This is a genomic window from Mycobacterium sp., assembly GCF_049278535.1.
GTDB lineage: Bacteria > Actinomycetota > Actinomycetes > Mycobacteriales > Mycobacteriaceae > Mycobacterium.
Genome location: NZ_JBAPMI010000132.1, coordinates 1 through 19416 on the forward strand (window position 1 = coordinate 1; position 19416 = coordinate 19416).

22 protein-coding genes are annotated in these 19416 nt (G+C 61.8%); 9 read left to right on the forward strand and 13 right to left on the reverse strand.

Going from position 1 to position 19416, the window contains the following annotated elements; translation table 11 throughout:
• Nucleotides 1–334: 334 nt before the first annotated feature.
• Nucleotides 335–661, reverse strand: coding sequence for a hypothetical protein (locus WAO18_RS08525; protein ID WP_422205513.1), 327 nt, complete (start codon nucleotides 659–661; stop codon nucleotides 335–337).
• 257 nt (nucleotides 662–918) lie between these two features.
• On the opposite strand from WAO18_RS08525, the gene WAO18_RS08530 reads away from it, so the two are divergent.
• Together WAO18_RS08530 and WAO18_RS08535 are read left to right on the forward strand one after the other, a co-directional pair.
• Nucleotides 919–1197 carry a hypothetical protein gene (locus WAO18_RS08530; protein WP_422205515.1) on the forward strand — a complete coding sequence of 93 codons (279 nt, stop codon included), beginning with the start codon at nucleotides 919–921 and terminating at the stop codon, nucleotides 1195–1197.
• Between the two features lie 293 nt (nucleotides 1198–1490).
• A complete protein-coding gene (locus WAO18_RS08535; RefSeq protein WP_422205516.1) occupies nucleotides 1491–1754 on the forward strand; it encodes a hypothetical protein in 264 nt (87 codons plus the stop codon).
• A gap of 301 nt (nucleotides 1755–2055) precedes the next feature.
• On the opposite strand, the gene WAO18_RS08540 is transcribed toward WAO18_RS08535, so the two are convergent.
• The 6 genes from WAO18_RS08540 to WAO18_RS08565 form a co-directional block, all read right to left on the reverse strand.
• Nucleotides 2056–2331, reverse strand: a complete 276-nt coding sequence (locus tag WAO18_RS08540; RefSeq protein ID WP_422205518.1) for a hypothetical protein — start codon at nucleotides 2329–2331, stop codon at nucleotides 2056–2058.
• Between the two features lie 471 nt (nucleotides 2332–2802).
• Nucleotides 2803–3198, reverse strand: a complete 396-nt coding sequence (locus WAO18_RS08545) for a hypothetical protein (RefSeq protein ID WP_422205519.1) — start codon at nucleotides 3196–3198, stop codon at nucleotides 2803–2805.
• 158 nt (nucleotides 3199–3356) lie between these two features.
• Complete coding sequence (locus WAO18_RS08550; protein ID WP_422205521.1) at nucleotides 3357–3785, reverse strand: DUF4352 domain-containing protein; 429 nt, start codon at nucleotides 3783–3785, stop codon at nucleotides 3357–3359.
• A 251-nt stretch (nucleotides 3786–4036) separates the two neighbouring features.
• Nucleotides 4037–5011, reverse strand: coding sequence for a low molecular weight phosphatase family protein (locus WAO18_RS08555; RefSeq protein ID WP_422205523.1), 975 nt, complete (start codon nucleotides 5009–5011; stop codon nucleotides 4037–4039).
• 282 nt (nucleotides 5012–5293) lie between these two features.
• Nucleotides 5294–5518 carry a hypothetical protein gene (locus tag WAO18_RS08560; RefSeq protein WP_422205525.1) on the reverse strand — a complete coding sequence of 75 codons (225 nt, stop codon included), beginning with the start codon at nucleotides 5516–5518 and terminating at the stop codon, nucleotides 5294–5296.
• 88 nt (nucleotides 5519–5606) lie between these two features.
• On the reverse strand, nucleotides 5607–5795 hold the full coding sequence (locus tag WAO18_RS08565) for a hypothetical protein (protein WP_422205527.1): 189 nt from the start codon (nucleotides 5793–5795) through the stop codon (nucleotides 5607–5609).
• Nucleotides 5796–6170: 375 nt separating this feature from the next.
• Between WAO18_RS08565 and WAO18_RS08570 the strand changes: the two genes are divergently transcribed.
• A complete protein-coding gene (locus WAO18_RS08570) occupies nucleotides 6171–6773 on the forward strand; it encodes an adenylate/guanylate cyclase domain-containing protein (RefSeq protein WP_422205529.1) in 603 nt (200 codons plus the stop codon).
• Nucleotides 6774–6776: 3 nt separating this feature from the next.
• Here the strand turns inward: WAO18_RS08570 and WAO18_RS08575 are convergent, their stop codons facing one another.
• The 4 genes from WAO18_RS08575 to WAO18_RS08590 all read right to left on the reverse strand — a co-directional run bounded on the left by WAO18_RS08575 (nucleotide 6777) and on the right by WAO18_RS08590 (nucleotide 10939).
• Nucleotides 6777–7019: a hypothetical protein gene (locus tag WAO18_RS08575; RefSeq protein ID WP_422205531.1), complete on the reverse strand. Its 243-nt coding sequence runs from the start codon at nucleotides 7017–7019 to the stop codon at nucleotides 6777–6779.
• A gap of 42 nt (nucleotides 7020–7061) precedes the next feature.
• Nucleotides 7062–9845, reverse strand: a complete 2784-nt coding sequence (locus WAO18_RS08580; protein ID WP_422205570.1) for an RND family transporter — start codon at nucleotides 9843–9845, stop codon at nucleotides 7062–7064.
• 50 nt (nucleotides 9846–9895) lie between these two features.
• Nucleotides 9896–10294, reverse strand: coding sequence for an MmpS family transport accessory protein (locus WAO18_RS08585; protein WP_422205572.1), 399 nt, complete (start codon nucleotides 10292–10294; stop codon nucleotides 9896–9898).
• A gap of 210 nt (nucleotides 10295–10504) precedes the next feature.
• Nucleotides 10505–10939: a hypothetical protein gene (locus tag WAO18_RS08590; protein ID WP_422205574.1), complete on the reverse strand. Its 435-nt coding sequence runs from the start codon at nucleotides 10937–10939 to the stop codon at nucleotides 10505–10507.
• 136 nt (nucleotides 10940–11075) lie between these two features.
• Here WAO18_RS08590 and WAO18_RS08595 point away from each other — a divergent pair, with 136 nt between their 5' ends.
• Together WAO18_RS08595 and WAO18_RS08600 are read left to right on the forward strand one after the other, a co-directional pair.
• On the forward strand, nucleotides 11076–12548 hold the full coding sequence (locus WAO18_RS08595; protein ID WP_422205533.1) for an MFS transporter: 1473 nt from the start codon (nucleotides 11076–11078) through the stop codon (nucleotides 12546–12548).
• 123 nt (nucleotides 12549–12671) lie between these two features.
• The gene (locus tag WAO18_RS08600; protein WP_422205535.1) at nucleotides 12672–13022 is read left to right on the forward strand and encodes a DUF732 domain-containing protein; all 351 of its coding nucleotides are present in this window, start codon (nucleotides 12672–12674) and stop codon (nucleotides 13020–13022) included.
• Here WAO18_RS08600 and WAO18_RS08605 read toward each other — a convergent pair.
• Complete coding sequence (locus WAO18_RS08605; RefSeq protein ID WP_422205537.1) at nucleotides 13019–13183, reverse strand: hypothetical protein; 165 nt, start codon at nucleotides 13181–13183, stop codon at nucleotides 13019–13021. The genes WAO18_RS08600 and WAO18_RS08605 overlap by 4 nt on opposite strands.
• A gap of 606 nt (nucleotides 13184–13789) precedes the next feature.
• On the opposite strand from WAO18_RS08605, the gene WAO18_RS08610 reads away from it, so the two are divergent.
• Nucleotides 13790–14788: a Gfo/Idh/MocA family protein gene (locus WAO18_RS08610; protein ID WP_422205538.1), complete on the forward strand. Its 999-nt coding sequence runs from the start codon at nucleotides 13790–13792 to the stop codon at nucleotides 14786–14788.
• A 12-nt stretch (nucleotides 14789–14800) separates the two neighbouring features.
• Here WAO18_RS08610 and WAO18_RS08615 read toward each other — a convergent pair whose 3' ends face one another.
• Entirely contained in the window at nucleotides 14801–15628 is an 828-nt protein-coding gene (locus WAO18_RS08615) for an SDR family NAD(P)-dependent oxidoreductase (RefSeq protein WP_422205540.1), read from the reverse strand.
• An 88-nt stretch (nucleotides 15629–15716) separates the two neighbouring features.
• Between WAO18_RS08615 and WAO18_RS08620 the strand changes: the two genes are divergently transcribed.
• The 3 genes from WAO18_RS08620 to WAO18_RS08630 are packed head-to-tail and all read left to right on the forward strand — an operon-like array spanning nucleotide 15717 to nucleotide 19383.
• Nucleotides 15717–17342, forward strand: a complete 1626-nt coding sequence (locus tag WAO18_RS08620; protein WP_422205542.1) for a class I adenylate-forming enzyme family protein — start codon at nucleotides 15717–15719, stop codon at nucleotides 17340–17342.
• Nucleotides 17329–18102 carry a class II aldolase/adducin family protein gene (locus WAO18_RS08625; protein ID WP_422205544.1) on the forward strand — a complete coding sequence of 258 codons (774 nt, stop codon included), beginning with the start codon at nucleotides 17329–17331 and terminating at the stop codon, nucleotides 18100–18102. The genes WAO18_RS08620 and WAO18_RS08625 overlap by 14 nt, the downstream gene beginning before the upstream one ends.
• 12 nt (nucleotides 18103–18114) lie before the next feature.
• A complete protein-coding gene (locus WAO18_RS08630) occupies nucleotides 18115–19383 on the forward strand; it encodes an amidohydrolase family protein (protein WP_422205546.1) in 1269 nt (422 codons plus the stop codon).
• Nucleotides 19384–19416: the final 33 nt, after the last annotated feature.

The following is a 19416-nucleotide window of genomic DNA, read 5'->3' on the forward strand; positions in this document are numbered from 1 at the left end:
TGGGGGTCAAGTGGTCGCAGGTTCAAATCCTGTCAGCCCGACACAAGGGTGTCGATGTCACCCGGCCCCTGAAAGCCGAATCTGGCAAGGTTCGTTGAATCACTGGCCCACTGAGCCGGGTCAAGCCCAGACTCGTGGAAAGTTCTCTGCAGTCGTTCCGCGTTATCAGCGCAGAAGGCCGCCTACGGGGTCTCTGCCTGAGCCTCGATTGGGATTGCCGAGGCTGCACAGATCACTGCTCCCATTACCGCAAGGGTGGCCCGCTGAACTTGCTTGCGTACGGCCAGACAGTTAGCCATTAGATTCCTCACTCATCGTGCTGTGTATTCGTCGGTCACCAGACGACGACTTCGGCATTATCGCCGCCGTAGCAACGGGTCGAGTTTACGACCGCACCATTGGAGAAACGTGCCGAATACCCGCCTTCGCAGCTCATTTCGTAGCGTTCTCCAGTGACCGGCGAGTACGCGACGAAATCGTTTAACTTGCCCGAGGCGTAGTAAGCGCTGCGGACGTTGTCGGCGAAGTCGCAGGTGGTGTGACCACCGACGACGCCCTCGTGCCCGTCAGGACACATGTCGAAAACATCGGCGTGGGCGGGAGCTGTGCTGAGCCCGGCAGCGACTGCGACGACCGCGCTGATCTTGATTAGTTTGCTCATGGCTTACGGTATGGCAGCTCGGGCTACTAATAAGGCTTTTTGGCAAATCCCATCAACCCGCTTGCAGCTGCGAGAACTGGGACGATTAGGAAAGCTGGCAGGAGGTGCAAAGAATTAGCATCTGCTGTGCCGTGAAGGGGAACGCCGCTGTGTAGTGATCACATCGCTAGTAGCGACGGACCGCCTCTAAGGCACCGCACGTCGTCGGATGCGATATTCGCCACGCGACTCGACGCGTCGGCAGCCATAATGCTGCAGTGATCAAGTTGTGTGGCGCTGTCGCAGCCGCCGTGTCCGTCCCGATGATGGGGATGGTTCCTACTGCTCATGCTGACCCGTATTGCGAACTCGGCAACCTGCTCATTCCTCAGGAGCTGCACCATGTGGGCACGTACCGTGACGCCACCTGCGCGGCGGTCGCCGACATTGCGACGACCAATAGTGGTGGCGACTGCGTGCGCGCCGTCACGAACTACATCGTGAGTCGCGGTTATGACCCCTACGTGGGCAAGGACATCGCCGTTCACAACTGTTGAGCGCGTACCGGGCTCGGAATGGATCTGCCACGGCTGTCGATGTTCGCTCGTTATCGCCGTCGAGTGTCGGCAGTCTTGGCGGTGTGCTGCTTCAGTTTTGAACCCAGGTTGCCGACCCGTCATCACACAGAAGCTGACGACCGTCGGGCGACTGCGCTGCCACGTTGTGCAGAACAACTGGTTCTGCGCAAGTCGATCCAACCGCGCGAACTCCGACGAGCGGAACCGAATTGCCCCAAACTCCTCCGTGCATGGCCGGGGCACACGCCGGGCAAGCGGCCTACGCTCGCAAGATGGAGCCCTATCCTGAAGAAGTACCCGACTTCTCGCCGTTCATCAAGATGCGGCAAATACCGCTCGATCCCGAATCCGTTATCGGAAAGGAATTCATCGACCGGTTTGCCGAGTTCGACCAGTCCTTCTCCGGCCATAGCCGGATATGGGCTGTGGTAGTGAAACTCATTGGACTGACAGCCATGTGCGCCAAGGCTGTGATCGACCTTGAGAAAGAGGTGATCGATCTCAGGCGGGAGCTACGATCCCGCGATAAGGCGTAATCACCGGCGTCAGCACCGCCGGGTAGACCATTACCCGGCCCGAGCGGCAAATCGGCGCAGGCCAGAAACACCAGGCAGACCGCCATCGTCTCCGTAGCCGCGAGACTTCCGGGCACAATGTGACACTAGCTCCCGAGGAGCAACGACTCTGGATCAAGATCTGTTACGCGGAAAACTAAACGGAAGTTCCGGCCGGTGGGGCTCGTCTTCGCCGCTGGGTCGCTCGTCGGTCTCGAGCTGGATAGTGACCGGGTCTGGGTCGGTGACGGTCACCGCCGCGCGGTCGCGTGGACCCTTGCGATTACTCTCGCACCTGGCGAGTGACGAGGCCTTTTGTGGACCGGGAATCGATGACGCACCGGGAATCGACCTGCTCACCTTGTCGTTCGTCGCCGTAGTAGACGCGATACCCCTCGATGACCGTCGTGTCGCCATCAGAGTGCTTGTGCGTGACCCTCGTCGTGCCGTCCGCGGTTCGGGTGACGGTGAACCACTGGCCGGACTCGGGATCTTGGATCGTGTCACCCTCCTGGATCTCGGCCAGCGGCACCTGCTCCGTTGCATATTCCGAACTCATCACTCTCCCGGATCGTCGTTGCATGCTGCGTCCAGCGATCACCTTTAGGATTCTCCCGTCTACGCACCGGGTCAATGGCAGCACCGACAGCGGCCGATGTAGGAGTCGCACAAGGGGGTAGCACCTTCATGTTCATTGGGGTTGAAAACAAGCGCCGCCCGTTGACGACTCAGCCCGCTCCGAGGAGAGAACGGGGCGGACCGATAAATGTTCAGACGGCCTAGCCGCCACGGTTCCCGCACACGCGATCACGTTGGCAGCGCAACGGATCTCATTTCTCGCGTGCTCGTGACGGTTCGCCGATGTTCTCGAACGGCTTTGAACTGCAGGAACCGGAGCACCCGCGAACACGCGCGAACGTGTTGCGCAAGCCCTGGGGGTCAAGTGGTCGCAGGTTCAAATCCTGTCAGCCCGACTCATCCCAGCAATTACATCACGCTGCGATTTCGCGCTGCCCATCTCCTTGGCCGATCACCATCGGCTATTTTGGCGGGTCCAGTACGTGTAGGTCTCGCCGTCGCGGCCGGTGATCGTGGCGGTGTGGTCTTCGCCGACCCATCGTTGGTGTCGTCCTGGGCGATCACTCACGTCCGAGTGTTGGCGTGGGTCGTCCCTTGCGTTGTCCTCCGCAACCTGCGCCGCTAATAACGCGCTGGAGAGGTCGTTGAACAACCGGTCAGGGTTACGAGTCATGCTGCCCACCCGGGTCGTCAGAGACCAGCATGTCGACCGGTACCGATCGTCGTACATGGTCAGCGTGGGGTCGCCGTCGTATGCGCCCACATTGAAGAGGCGAACGATGTAGGTGCGATTGCCGGCGTCGGCGGAGTAATGGTCGTCGTGGTTCTTGACCCAGTGAAGCCTCATGAGGATCATCTTGCACTTGCCAGGTCGTAGGTAGTAGGCGAAGCGGTCTTAGAATTCGGTTGCCGCGCCAATATCGGTACCCGTGCGATGTGCGCGAATGGTGCGGCTAAACACTGAAAACCCAGGGCACAGAGACTGACTACCGCGGTCAGCGGCAGCTAGCCATGCGACGGAGATGGAGATGGCGGCACCACCAGATTGACCGGTGATCCGTGTGAGGATTCAGACTCGTGCAGCACGAGCTGGGTCTGGCGCAGCCCGGGCGGCACGTCGAATGCGAGCTTTACGCTCACCTGAAGACCTGGGTCAACGTTGCTGACTACCGGCTCCATGAAGCTTGCTGAATGCCCCCGCCCATCGTGTTCCTTCAGCTTCTGAGCGGCCAACTCGAAAAGCTGCGCCGCTGTGCCGACATTCCTGACTGCCATCGACACGACCACGTAGGTGCCTCCGGCACGAGTGTCGCCGAATGTGGGGGAGGTACCGACTTCATTGACGATGAACGCGAACTTTCCGTCGACGACTTCTTGCCCTATCACTGCCGGTGCGGAGGTGGTGTGGAAAAAGCCGCACGATGCTAAGAACACTGCGAGTGGCACCATCAGCAACGCGGCGAGCCTCCGCCTACAAACGAAGAACATGCGGCCAAGCCTATTTAGCATCGGCTCCTGCAGCGTCAGCTTCCGATTCCGTTCATTTGTCGTTCGCCTAGCAGTTCGTCCAGTTGACGACTAGGCCCGCCCCGAGGAGAGGCCGTCGTGGGCCAATGACTGCTCGGACGTCTGCTTAGGCGAATCCAGCTCCCGCAGAGTCGAATTCGTTCGGAGCGCAACGGGTCTCAATCCACGCCTGCGGCACAGTCGCCGAGCTCGCCGCGGACGCTGATGTCGAAGACCTCCACCTCGTACCTATCTCGCAACTCCTGCCCGAACGCAACGGCCTCCGGGCCCCCGTCCGTGTCTAGCAAGCCCAGCTCGACGATGACGCCCACCCGCGCCCGGTACTCGGCACGTGGGCTGATCGTCATAAAAGGTGGTGGCCGGTATGCGAGCACATCGGTCAATAGAACCTTGCCGACAACCAGGTACGACCACGGCGGCTCCACAACCCCCATGCGCGACACCTCGTGCGACACGATCGGGAACCCACGTGCGCGTGCGACGAGATCCGCAACCTCGATGTCGGCGTACCAGCCGCAATCGCAATCCGGCTCCGGTGGCACATGCTCTGGGTTGGCGCATTCGGCCGAAGTCGATTTTGTCGGCCACGAGATTTGTGAGTGGTACGGCGACCGCAACGCGTCCCCGGGGACGCCAGTCCAGAAGCGATAGCCCACCGCGGTTTCCAAACGGCCGAAATCAGGCGCGATCAGGCGCTCGTCGAGCCACTCGTGCAGCCCGGCCATCGCGTCCTCAATAAGCATGTAGGCGTTCTCGAAATCAGCAGCAAAGAAAGGATTCCGGACGTCTATGCACCTCAGTCGGTCCTCATCAACGCCGCGCTCCCGCAGCAGCCCGACGTGTTCGCGGCCCAACGCAACAACCAAATCAGCCCCAAGGTGCTCAGGACCGACCAGCGCAGCCCGATGGCCCGCCGGCACCGGATAACCACGCCCACCCAGCACCGAGCACGCTTGCTCATCGGCGCTGTCACCCACCGAAGCGACAAGGCCCGCACTGGACACTTGCACCAGCTCAGCCAGGCCGCGTTCCCGAAGCTGCTCAGCAAACAACACCGCAGCCATCACGGATCGAGCGCGATTGAAACTGCATACAAACGCAACATGCAGCCGAGGGCTACTCACAGTTCGCACCGCTTTCCAAGCAGCAAGGGCGAGGTCGTAGGGACTGGGATGGCACGGATCGGATTTTTACCTTAGCTCGACAGGAGCTGAATCGCCGCGCCTGCGTCACGGCCAGAGTGCCCCGTTGCCGACCCGATTCCCTAATGGCTTATACCTCACGGTGCAGTGGAATAGCATTGCGGGGCAACATGTTCAGTGCGCCTGAGTCCGAATATCACATCGGCGCAAGGGAGACATCGCCGGATTCGGTAAGCGTTGGCGAGGCGTCCAGCCCCGCCTGGCCAGATAGCCTTACGCGATATGGCCTTCGCCGTCGTCAGCCAAGTAGGTGACGACGTACCACTGCCGATCGGGCTGGAGCTCGACGTCGTTGTCGGTAGCCGTTGCGTGTTCCAAACGAACATCGGTCAGATGCGGATTCTGCAGCCGGATAAAGTCTTCGAGCTCAGCATCTCGTGCGTCTCCGGTGAGAGTTATCTCCGCGGGGGCCTTTCCCGTATACCTCGACCAGCTCACGCCACACATCCTGCCTCGGCCGCACGTCGAAGCGGCTCGAATAGGCGAGTACCCGAAGTGAGGCGTTGTGCCGAATTCCGAGTCACGTCTACCGGCCTTTGAATCGCCGTAATTCGATCACCTGATTGGCGATCAGCGCCACGCCCGCAACGAACAGCGCCATCGAGATCACCGCTGTAATGGCGAGACCGAGCAGTCCACGCAATGGGACGCTCACGAACAATGACATCACGATCAGAGCAGCGCCGACAGCGATGAGAACGCGAGCACGGGCCATCGGTTAATCCTCCTGCCGGTCAATGGCAACCAGCGTAGGCCGGCATCAGCAAGCAGCGCCCGCCGCAGATAGGAAATGCAGCTCAGCGCCATGGGGTCGCCGCTCGTGTGGGGTCGACGGCCATAATCGACTCGTGACGACACCGTTCGCAGTGGCGGCCTGCCGATGAACGCGGCTCTACTGGCGAGCGGCATCGCAGTCGTCGAGCTCGGCGGGATCATTGCTCTCGGGGCGCTGCTCATTGTGTCGCGCCAGCAGCTGAAAGGAACCCGAGCCGAGCTGGAGCGCGCTCGTCGACCAAGGATTGCCCGCCGTCGACGGCGCCCTGGGCTAGCGCCATCCGCACTGAGGACGGCATGGCGGACAGCAGACTCATTGATCACCAAAGGGATTGGCGCCACGGTCCGTAACTCGATCGAAGATCTGGCCGGCTGGGCCCAGGTCGAACGTCCCGATCTAGCACGGCTGACCGCAGACGGCGATGTCGTGATCGCCTTTTCCGATATCGAGGACTCCACCGCGCACAACGAAGCTTTGGGGGACAAGGAATGGGTGAAGGTGCTGGAGCGACACAACCGGCTCATCGAGAAGCTTGTCGCCGATCACGGCGGGCACGTGGTCAAGACCCAGGGCGACGGATTCATGATCGCATTCGCCGACACCGAACAGGCCGTGCTGTGCGGGATTGGCATACAGCGCGCGCTGCTCAAGAACGCCGAGCAGTGGGCGGACATCCGCGTCCGGATCGGTATTCACATCGGGCCGTCGGTGCGGCGCGGGGACGATCTCTTCGGCCGCAACGTGGCGATGGCCGCCCGGATCGCCGGGGAAGCCGGCGGTGGCGAGATCCTCGTCAGCGAAGCGGTGCGTGATGCGGTCGACGATGTGCCCGGCATCAATCTGTGCGCGCCACGCGAGGCGGAACTCAAAGGCCTGCAGGGCGCCCACCGGCTCTACGCCGTCGAAGTGCCAGCTTGAATATTAGGGCCGGATTTCGACTTGGTCGCTCGGGTTGAAGTAGCGCTCGGTTCCGTCAGTGAATTTCACCGTGCACATCTCGGGCAGGAAGTCACCGTCGTGCGGAGCCAACTCGCAGACAACCCGGGTCTTGACCCGCTTCCACGCGTCGTCGCCTTCGCCACTCTCGCGGAGTTGGTAACCCGGCAAGCGGTTGGTGAGGTCGACTGCCCGCATTTGGAGCACCCGGCTGGATGGCATCGGCATAGTGATTAATTCTGCCCAGCAATTCTTACGAGCAGGTGACGTCTAGGGGTTGGCTGGCTGCGGTTGCGGCCGACGACGGACGACTGTCGGCCACCAGAACCACGGTCCCAATATGGCAAGGATGGACGGCACGACGAACGAACGCACGATGAGCGTGTCGAGAAGCAGGCCGATGCAGACCGTCGAGCCGACCTGACCGATCGTTCGCAGATCGCTGGTGAGCATGGCCAACATGGTGAAGGCGAATACCATGCCGGCCGACGTCACCACACCACCGGTACTGCCGAGCGCGCGGATCAGACCGGTATGTATTCCACCGTGAAGCTCTTCCTTGACGCGGTTGATCAGCAGCAGGTTGTAGTCCGACCCGACCGCCACCAGGATGATGAACGTCAGCGGTAGAACAAGCCAATGCAGGTGCAGACCTATGAGGTGCTGCCACAGAAGAATGGACAAGCCGAACGCCCCGGCGTAGGAGAAGGCGACTGTGCCGGGAATCACCAAGGCCGCCACCAGACTTCGTGTGATGAACATCATGATCAAAAAGATCAACACAAAGGCGGCGATGGCCGCGATCAGCAAATCGGATGCCGCGTACGTCTTGATGTCCTTATCGTTGGCGCCCGAGCCGCCGATATAGACTCGCGCGCCGGCCAGCGAGGTCTCTTTCAAGATCGTCTTGATTGCATCGGGGAACATTTTGACGTGCTCGACGCCTTCGGGGCCCATCGCATCGCCCTCATGGGTGACGATGAAGCGGGCGGCCTTGCCGTCCGGCGACATCATCAATTTCATCCCGGTTTTGACGTCTTCGTTGTCGAAGCCTTCGTGCGGGATGTAGAAGAAGTCGTCGCTGCGGGACTTGTCCCAGTCATTGCCAACGTTGATCGAGTCATCGAAGGTCTGCTCGGTTTGCAGTGACTGCAGGTCCGCCGACCCGTAGCTGTTGACCAACTTCGCCTGTAGGGCCTCGGTGTCGTCGGCGGTCGCTTTCAACTGCGCGATGATTTTCGGGAAAGTCTTGTCGACCTCCTCGATGGAGATTCTGGCGTAATTGATGTCTTCGGCCAACTTGTCGATCTGGTCGATCGTGTCGAATACCGATCTGAAGGTCCAGCAGATCGGGATGTCGTAACAGTGCTTCTCCCAATAGAAATAGCTCTTGATCGGGCGGAAGAAATCGTCAAGATTAGCCACGTCGTCCCGCACGTCTTCGCTGACCTTCTGCAGATCCGCGATCGTGAGAGCCGTCTGGTGCAACTCGTCGGAGACCTTCTGGAAAAAGACGATCTCTTTGCGCAGCACCTCGACGGAGTGCGCCTGGATATCCGCCTGCTGGTCAGTGTTGGAGTTCTGCTCTCGGTTGAACGGCAACTGCTGGCCGTTGCCGCTGCCCTGCGTGGTGAACAGGTAGGGAATGCTGGCGTGCTGCAGCGCGCGGCCCAACGGTCGCGTCATGCCTTGCACCATCGCCACGCCATTCAGTCGGATCAGGGCTCTGGCGACCCGGTCCAACGAGATGAAGTCGGCCGAGTTACGCATGTCGTGGTCGGTTTCGACCATGAGCATCTCGGAGAACAATTTGCTCTTGGGGAAATGCCGGTCGGCAGCCTGAAAACCCAAATTGGCTGGCGCGTCATGTGGCTGGTATTGCCGATCGTCGTAGTTCTGTCGGTAGCTCGGTACGAAAATCGCCCCGAGCAACACGATGGCCGAACTGGCTGCGAGGATCGGCACCGGCCAACGCACGACGCTCGCGCCGATCCGTCGATACACGTGCGCCTTGACTTCCTGTCTGGGGTCGAACATCCCGAACAGGCTGCCGAGCGTCAAAACCGCCGGGCCGAGCGTCATCGCGGCGGCGATGGTGAACAGCATGGTGATCGCGACCGCCGGCCCCATGGTGTGGAAGTAGTTTAATCGCGCAAATGTCAGGCAGTAACATGCGCCAGCGATCGTTAGCCCCGACCCGATAATGATGGGCGCGACGCCTTTGTACGCAATGTAAAAACTGTCTTCTCGGGTTTCACCGGCCAGGCGCGCCTCGTGGTAGCGGCCCATCAAGAAGATGCCGTAGTCCGTCCCCGCACCCAGCGTCAACGCGATCACGATGTTGACGGCAAACGATGACAGCTCGATGTATCCCAAATGGCCAAGGGTCGAGATAACCCCTTTGGCGACAAGCATTTCGATAAGGACGCCGAGCAAAGGCACCAAGAGCGTAGGAGGCGAGCGATAGACGATCAGCAACATCACGAAGATGAGGACGATCGTGACGATCGTGACGTTGTTCAGGCTTGCGTTGGCGATGCTCAGTGTGTCCGCTGCCAGCGGCGCGGCGCCGCTCACGAATACCTTGAGTCCCGGCGGCGGGGTGTCCTTGGCGATGATGTTCCGAACGGCATTCACCGACGCGTTCGCCTCGATCTGCCCGATATCGCCGGCGAGGCGCAACAACACGTAGGTGCATTTGCCGTCGACGCTTTGTGCTCCCGCCGCGGTGAACGGTTTGCCCCATAGATCCATCACGTACTGCACGTGCTTGGTGTCGTGCTGCAGGCGCTGCATCAGATCGTCGTAGTAGAGGTGGTCCTGGTCGGCCAGTGGACGATTCGCCTCGAACACCACCATGGTCAGGTTCGTCGAATTGGACTCGTGAAACTTTTCGCCGATGTGCAGCAGCGCTCGTTGCGACGGCGCGTAGTGCGGGACCATCGGCCCGGCGAGTTCTTCAGCGACGTCCTCCACCTTGGGCATGAAGGCAGTCGTCGTGACCGCGAGGAAGCCCCAGAAGAAGATGATCGGTACTGCAAAAGTGCGGACCATCCGCGGGATCAAGGGCCGTCTGACGCGCGGCTCATCCAGGCGATGCTCACTCACGCCGATTTCACCCTGCACTCGACGTCGGCGTCCTGATGATTACCTTTTTGCTCGTCGCGGACAACACCGTCCACGAGCATTCGGCAGCCCACCTGGCCGCCGTGAACATGCACCGAAATCGAGCCGGAGGCTACCGTCAGCGTGGTGGTCTCGGTGTGGGACCACGGCAGCGTCGTCACATCGACCTGGTGCGGATGTCCATCGATGTCGACATAGACCAGCTTCCCGCCCTTGCCCACGGAACCGAACACCTCATAGGTGAGCCGCTTGATATTGAACTCCTCCGGCGCCTGCGGACCGTTGACCGTGATCACCGGTTCCGGTTCGGAGAATTGATGCACCTTCCACATGCAGACCAGGCCCACACTCACCACGACAACAGAGACCAGCGGCATCCAGATTCGCGCCAGCACGTTCCGCGTGCTCGAACGAGGGCTCACTCGATCACCTTTCGGAACGCGGTTACTTGGGCCCCAACGCAGTGCCGTATATCAACCAGATTGATATACGGCCGATATGACGCTACCAGATACTGAACGGACGCGACTACAACTTGCGGAACGTTATCACTTGTCAGCACAGTCGGCAGCGCGGACCACAGGGCCTCAGGCCGCCACTGGCGCGGTTCGAAGGCGGCCTTTGAGGCGCCTCGCGCGCAGAAGTTGGATCGCCAGGTTCGTCGAGGTGAACATCGGAATCACGCCAATGAACGTTCGCTCGGACGGAGTGGCTCCATGCAGGTATTCGAGACACCCGAAAACGTAGTAGCACGAGAGCGCGAACAGGGTGAAGGGAATGCAGAGGGCCATCGGGTTGCCGCGGATGGCGACAATGCGCTCGGCGTACTCGAGCTCCTCTGGCGTCATGGGTTCGCGTTTGCGCAGTTTGTGAATGACCCGTGGCGCAGCTCCGATTTCCTCGCTGAACGGGAGCTTAGGTTGCCGCTCCAACCGCCGTGCGTAGGTAAAACCAATTGATAACAGGAGCAACGTCACCGCCAGGGCGATCACCGCCAGCACACCCCAGAAATACGTACTCACATCCCACTCCTTCGTTCCGCCGTTCGAACCTAACACCACGCGTGGGACCCGGCCGATCGCCGAGATCGCTGAGAGCCCACAGTCTGGGCTGCAAGACTGGCGTCAGCCCGCTGGGTTCCAATGAGGACGGAGAAACATGAGCGAACGCGCCCAAACCGGAACGATCAGCACGCGCGTTCCGGCACGTCTGGATCGGCTGCCGTGGTCGCGGTTCCACTGGCGTGTTGTTGTCGGGCTCGGCGGGGTGTGGATCCTGGATGGGCTCGAGGTGACGATGGTCGGCAACGTGTCGTCTCGACTCACCGAGCACGGCAGCGGCATTGCGCTCACCCCCGCGGACATCGGCACGGCCGCGGCGATCTACATCGCCGGCGCGTGCCTGGGCGCGTTGTTCTTCGGCCACCTGACGGACCGCTTCGGACGGCGCAATCTGTTCATCCTGACCCTCGCGGTGTACTTGACCGCGACCGTTGCGACGGCGTTCGCCTTCGCACCGTGGTTTTTCTTCCTCACCCGATTCTTCACGGGCTCAGGCATCGGTGGGGAGTACGCGGCCATCAATTCGGCCATCGACGAGTTGATCCCCGCGCGTGTCCGGGGTCGCGTGGATCTGGTGATCAACGGGACATACTGGCTGGGATCGGCCGCCGGGGCGGGCGGCGCCCTCTTCCTGCTGGACACCTCGAACTTCCCAGCCAACATCGGATGGCGGCTCGCGTTCGGCGTCGGCGCCATCTTCGGCATCTTCGTGTTGCTGGTCCGGCGCAACGTTCCAGAAAGCCCACGCTGGCTGTTCATTCACGGACGCAACCAGGAAGCGGAGCGGATCGTCGGCGAGATAGAGGCCGACGTTCAACGGCAAACTGGTCAGCCGCTGCCGGAGCCGCCGGGCAAGCCGCTCAAAGTCCGTCAGCGCGAGACGATTTCGTTTGTCGAAATCGCGCGGGTCGCGTTCACGCTCTATCCGCGGCGCGCGATCCTCGGACTGGCGTTGTTCATCGGGCAGGCATTTCTCTACAACGGCGTGACCTTCAATCTGGGCACATTGCTGAGCGGCTTCTACGGCATCCATGCCGACAAGGTGCCGCAGTTCTACGTTCTATGGGCACTGAGCAATTTCTTGGGTCCGCTGCTGCTCGGACGGCTCTTCGACACCGTCGGTCGCAAACCGATGATCACCTTCTCCTATGTCGGCTCAGCCGTCGCGGCCGTGGTCCTCGCCGTCCTCTTCGTAAACGAGACCGGCGGCGTGTGGACATTCATCGGGGTGCTCGCCGCGACGTTCTTTCTGGCCTCGGCGGGCGCCAGCGCTGCCTACCTGACCGTGAGCGAGATCTTTCCGATGGAGACCAGGGCGTTGGCGATCGCATTTTTCTACGCGGTCGGCACCGGAATCGGCGGCATCAGCGGGCCGCTGCTGTTCGGCCAACTGATCGATTCCGGTCAGCGCAGCCAGGTGATGTGGTCGTTCCTCATCGGCGCTGCGGTCATGGCCGTCGCGGGCCTGGTGGAGCTGTGGCTCGGCGTCGCCGCCGAACAACGTCCGCTCGAAGAGTTGGCTTTGCCCTTGACGGTGGCCGACGCCGAACGCGACGAGGAATTCGGATAGCGGCTTAGAAGGCGTCGGGGGAGCCACATCGTCATTAACGGTGTCTGAACTTGCGCCTGTTCGGCATCCAGATATCCGCAGCCGGGCTGCGGCCCGATCTCAACTTTGGAAGACTCGAGCACCATGAAACGTCTGCTGATGCTGCTCAGCGTCGCAACCATGGCCCTGATGGCGGCGCCGGCGTACGCCGACCCGCCGTCCAACAACGACGCGGACTTCCTCACGCAGCTCACTGCGGCCGGGCTGACTTATCAGGACCCCGCGCAAGCGGTCGCGGTCGCCAAAGACGTATGCCAGTTGGTCGACAAGGGAACACCCGACACCGACATCGAGAAAAACCTTCAACAGAACAACCCGTCATTCAATGGGACCGGTGCGGCGAAGTTCATGATGCTCGCGGCCGGTGAGTACTGCCCCAAATATTTGACCGGCGAAGGTCGCCCTCCGAAACCGCCTGGCGCTGCGGGTAATTAAACCCCGCTGCGGACGACGTCGTCGGCTACGGCGCGCATCCGCTCCGACAGGCGAAGCAAATCGTGCTCGCCGACCCCGTTTTGCAACGTGTAAGCGAGTTGCCGCAACTCGACGGCGCAGTCTCGCAATTCATCTTGGAGCCGCGAATCAACCGGGATCATGACCTTCTCCCTTGGCCGGGACGGGCTTCGTGCCCGACAACTCGTTAAGAAAAATGTACGCAGTCCAGTCACCAATCGGCGAGCGCGGCAGGGCTTTTTTACGGGACTTTGACATGGCGTTTACGTACCCCCACCTTTTAGCGCACACCTCAACCGCAACCCGTGTCCACCACTTGGCGTCATCCATCAAGCCAATGGGACCGAATTCTTCTCGCCGACGTCGGCCCGGCGAGGCAGATCGCATGTTGCACCAATATCAGGCTCGTATGTCATTGCGCCGCAATGACATCGCCATGTTTGATGACGCCCGCACGAACAGCATGCGCTTTTCGCGACTATCCGTCCGGGCCGCATGAGATGACCGCGTGGGCAGCGCAGTGGCAGCGGGGCCGCCCCGAAGGTCGGCGGGAACCGCACCAGCTCACCGAGCGCAGACATAGGGCGACGGTAGGCGTCATCCCTGCGTGCGACATTAATAAATCGAATGGACTCGCTGAGAAAAAGTCAGCTCACCGCGGCGTCGTCGTGAGCGCTGATTATCCGAAATAAACTGAGCATTCCTATGTTTCGCGTGCCGCCACTTCATCCAAGTGTTAGCTTCGGTGCGTGCCCGAACACCGAAAACCGCTACGGATCGGTGTGCTCGGCGCGGCCCGCATCGCACCATTGGCGCTTATCAACCCGGCCAAAGACAATTCGGATGTTGTGGTAGCTGCGGTAGCGGCACGCGACGGTTCGCGCGCGCGGGCCTTTGCTACCAAACACGGCATTGCACAAGTGCACGATAGCTACGAAGCGCTGATCGCCGACTCCGACATCGATGCGATCTACAACCCATTGCCGAACGGGTTGCACGGCAGATGGACTCGAGCCGCACTGGCCGCCGGCAAGCACGTGCTGTGCGAGAAGCCATTCACCGCCAATGCCGCCGAAGCCCGCGAGATTGCCGACCTGGCTGCGAAGTCGGACCGGGTCGTCATGGAGGCCTTTCACTACCGCTACCACCCGCTGACCTTACGTGCGGAGCAGATCATCGTCTCGGGCGTGTTGGGGAAGCTGGAACGAGTCGAAGCTTCCTTGTGTTTTCCGTTGCCGAAATTCTCCGACATCCGCTACAACTACCCGCTTGCCGGTGGCGCATTGATGGACGCGGGCTGTTACGCGGTCCACATGGTCCGCACGTTCGGTGGGTCAACTCCGGAGGTTGTTTCGGCCCAAGCCAAGCTGCGCGATCCTCAGATCGACAGGGCGATGACGGCGGAGTTGCGGTTTGCCGCGGGGCACACGGGCCGGGTCCGCTGCTCGATGTGGTCGCCGCGACTGCTGGAGATCAGCGCGCGCGTGGTCGGCGACCGGGGTGAGCTGAAGCTGTTCAACCCGGTGACTCCGCATTTCGTGCACCGGCTGTCGGTTCGCTCGCCCGACGGCAAACGTGTCGAACGTTTCCCGCGCCGCCCGTCGTATGCGTATCAGCTCGACGCGTTCGCCGCGGCAGTGCTGCGGGGCCAACAGGTGAAGACCACACCCGAGGATGCGGTCGAGAACATGACCGTGATCGACGGGATCTACCGCGCAGCCGGTCTGCCGCTGCGCCAGCCGAGCTGATCGGCCGGCGAATCAGGGAGCGACGGGTCGATTTGTCCATTCCCGGTCGGGTCGGCGTGACGAACGAAACCATCCGCCGGCGGCCCCGGTGCCACCGTCAGTCGGGATCGTGTGGCCGGTGACGAATGCCGACAAATCCGACGCCAAGAACAGAATCACCCGAGCCTGGTCCTCGGGCAGGCCCATCCGTCCTACTGGAACCCATTGCGGCCATTGCGTTTGCTCGTCGGGTGAAAGCCACTGCGAATAGGGCACCTGCAGCGATTCGGTGACATCGGGCCCGATCGCATTGACGCGGACACCCTGGCGTCCGACCTGTACCGCCAGGCTGCGGGTGAAGTGGATGACCGCGGCTTTGAAAGCGGCGTAGACCGGGTCCTCGGGATAGCCGCGGAGTCCTTCCACCGAAGAGACGTTGACGATCGCGCCGTAACGCCGTTCGATCATTGCGGGCAGAAATGCGTGCGTGACGAGGAAAACGTGATGCAGATTGATCCGGTAAAGGTCGTCCCACAACTCCGGATCAGTATCGACGAAATTGCCCGGATGACGCAGCCAGTGGCCGACATTGTTGACCAGCACATCGACCCGTCCATGACGTTCACGCACCGATTGCGCCAGATCAGCGACCTGAGCGGCGTCGCACACGTCGGCGACCGCCGCGACAGCGAACCCGCCCGATGCGGCGATCTGATCGGTGGTCTGGTGAGCGCGCTCCGCGTCGATATCTGCGACGACCACCTGCGCGCCGTGGTCAGCGAACAGCCGCGCGGTGGCCGCACCGATACCGCCGCCGCCGCCCGTCACCACCGCGACCCTGCCGGTCAGCAATCCGTTCATACGCGTCAGGATGCCCGACATCGGCCGGTCTGAGCTTCAAGTCGACAAAGCCGATGGCAGGCAAGATCCAGCGCCATATCATCGGGTGATGAGCACCGGCGGCCTCGATACCGTGGGCTCGCCGGCATTCACCGACGAGGAGTCGGCGCGCTATCGTGCCGCCGGATGGTGGTCGGACCTGACGTTGTCCGACGCGGTAGCCCGCAACGCCGAGCGGTTTCCCGACCGTCTCGCCTACATTGACCACTCCGCCCGTTCCTTCACCTGGCACGAATTCGATTCTGCAGCAACCGCTCTGGCTGAGCAGTTGGTCGGCGCGGGCATCAGCCGGGGTGACCGGATCGCAGTATGGCACGGCGACTCCGCGGCCATCCACTTGCTGTTCGTCGCCGTAGAACGTTGCGCCGCCGTCGTTGTCGGGATCGGTGCACGCGCCGGTACCCGCGAGGTTGCCGCGATACTGCATAACTCGCGGCCAAAGATGCTGATCAGCGACCCTCAGCGCAGCGATGCCGCGGCCCAGGCCACCGCGAGTCTTCCTGACTTCCCGGTGCGTGTGCTGGCGGACTGCGACCGCGGGCCGCGATTGAACCTCGATGCCGAGCCGTCGGCATTGCGGATGGGAGACGTACTCGGGCCCGACGACGTTTTCTTGATCAACTCGACGTCCGGGACCACCGGTCTACCCAAGTGCGTGGTGCACACCCAGAATCGTTGGCACTACTTCCATCAGAAGGCGGTTGCGAACGGGCAACTGACATCTGATGACATTTTCCTGCCGGTCATTCCGACACCGTTCGGTTTCGGAATTTGGACCAGCCACACCAGCCCCATCTATCTGGGCGCCACTGCTGTCATCCTGGACCGCTTTTCAGCAAGAGCGACGTGTGAGGCGATCGCTGAGCACCGGGTCACTGTGTTGTGCTGTGTCAGTACGCAACTGACGATGCTGATGGCCGACCGCGCCTTTCTCGAGTATGACCTGAGTTCGTTGCGGGTCGTTTTCACCGGCGGGGAGTCATTGCCGTACCGGCCGGCAGTGGATTTCGAAAGGCTCACCGGGGCAAAGATTCTGCAGTTCTACGGCTCCAACGAGACTGGGCTGCTCAGTGCCACCACGGTGAATGATTCGCAGACGCATCGGCTGCGGACGGGCGGGCGCATTGTTCCCGAGATGTCCGTCCGCCTTTTCGACGGCGACCAGGACGTTACCGAGACCGGTCAAGGTCAGCCGGCATGTCGTGGTCCAGCGACCAGCCTCGGCTACCTCGGGGGCACCGACCACGACCAGCTGTTCACAAACGATGGCTGGATGCGGATGGGCGACATCTGCGAGATCGACCCGGACGGCTACCTGAGCGTGACCGGACGAACGTCAGATTTCATCCTGCGAGGCGGAAAGAACATCAGCGCATCCGCGGTCGAAGACGCCGCCAGCACACACCCCGCGATCGCGGTCGCGGCGGCGGTGGCGATGCCCCATCCAGTTTTCGGCGAAAAGGTCTGCCTCTACACAGAACTCGTCGACTCGAACACGATCAATCTGCCGGATCTCGTCGAGTACCTGTTAGCCGCGGGGGTGTCCAAAGAGCTGCTTCCCGAGCGACTCATCGTGGTTGACGAATTGCCACGATCGTCCGGCGGGAAGATCGCCAAAAGCGCCCTACGCGAGGATATTAAAGCCAGGATGGAGGCCGGCCATGAACACTCCTAACGCTCGACGGGGTGGCCTGCAGGTGTGGGCGCCGTCGGTGGTTCCGCCGATCGGAGTTGACCTTTCGCATGAGCAGGCGCTCGCGGTGGCATTCCGTCATCTGGCCGGTATCGGGTTTGCCGAGAATCTGGCCGGTCACATCACCTGGCAACCCGATGAACAGACCGACATGTTCGTCAACCCGTGGGGACTGTGGTGGCAGGAGCTCACCGCGTCGGATATCTGCGTGGTCGACGCCGATGCCCGGGTGATCCGGGGCCGCTGGGACGTCACCCCGGCGATACACATTCACACCGAATTGCATCGCGTCCGCGAAGACGCGCGAGTGGTGATCCACAATCACCCGTACTACGTGTGCGTGCTGGCCGCGTTGGGCAGACTGCCAGATCTCCTGCATCAGACCGGCTCGCTGTTCCTGGACGACCTGTGCCTGGTCGATTCCTACGACGGCGAAATCGACAGCGCCACGCGCGCAGCCGATCTCGCGGCCCGTATCGGGGGTGCCAGCCTGACGATTCTGGCCAACCACGGCGTCATCGCTACCGGCCGCAACCTGGCTGAGGCCGTGTACCGCGCCGCGTCGATCGAGCGGGTCTGCAAGCTGGCCTACGACGTGATGCTCACCGGCAAGGAACCTGTGCAGATGAATTGGGCCGACATGGCGGGCATGCAGAGATCGCTGATCGAACGGGCCGCCGACGTGTACTGGGCCGGTGCGGCCCGGATGACCATCAAAGCCGATCCCGCCGTTCTGAACTGAGAGCGGACGGCGATGAAATCGATTGATGACCTGGCGTCGAACCTGAGCTTCACGACCGCAAAGACCGGCGAGGACCGTTCGGTCACGTTTCTGCCCGATCCGCCCAGAGCAGCGCGGCGCTACACGCTGATCTCGGTTGACGATCACATCGTCGAACCGCCGGACACGTTCACCGGTCGCCTACCGCACCGATTCGCTGATCGCGCTCCGAAAGTGGTTGACACCGACGACGGCGGCCAGACCTGGGTCTACGACGACCAGCCACTTCCGAATGTAGGTTTCAACGCGGTCGTCGGCCGGCCCGTGTCGGAGTACGGATTCGAACCCGTCCGCTTCGATGAGATGCGCAGGGGCGCATGGGACATCGATGAGCGCGTCAAAGACATGGACCTGAACGGCGTCTACGCCTCACTGAACTTTCCCTCGTTTCTGCCGGGTTTCGCCGGGCAACGACTCCAGCAGGTGACCAACGATCGGGACCTGGCTCTGGCTTCGGTCCGGGCATGGAACGACTGGCACCACGACGTGTGGGCCGGTGCGCACCCGGGACGGATCATTCCGTGCCAGTTGCCCTGGCTGCTCGATCCTGAACTCGGCGCCGAGATGATCCGTGAAAACGCCCTGCGCGGATTCCACGCCGTCACGTTCAGCGAGAACCCCTCGATGCTAGGACTGCCGAGCATTCACTCCGGCCATTGGGATCCGATGATGGCCGCCTGCGCCGAGACCGGCACGGTGGTGAACCTGCACATCGGGTCGTCGGGATCCTCGCCGTCGACCACCGACGACGCGCCACCGGACGTGCAGGGCGTGCTGTTCTTCGCCTACGCGATCTCCGCGGCGGTCGACTGGCTGTATTCCGGGTTGCCAAGCAGATTCCCGGATCTCAAGATCTGTTTGTCCGAGGGCGGAATCGGCTGGGTGGCCGGCCTATTGGATCGTCTCGACCACATGCTGAGCTATCACGCGATGTACGGCACCTGGGCGGCGCTGGGGGAGAGCCTGACTCCGGCCGAGGTGTTCACGCGCAACTTCTGGTTCTGCGCGGTGGAAGACAAGTCCTCGTTCATACAGCACGACCGCATCGGCGCGGACAACATCATGCTGGAAGCCGACTACCCGCATTGCGACTCGACGTGGCCACACACCCAAAAGACGGTGCACGAACAAATCGGCGACCTGCCGCCGGATTTGATTCGAAAATTCACCTGGGAGAACGCTTCACGTCTGTACCAACATCCAGTGCCACCCGAGGTGCAGCGGGATCCAGAAACGTTCTGAGGCATATCCGTGGCGAGCAGTTGGCAGAAGCTG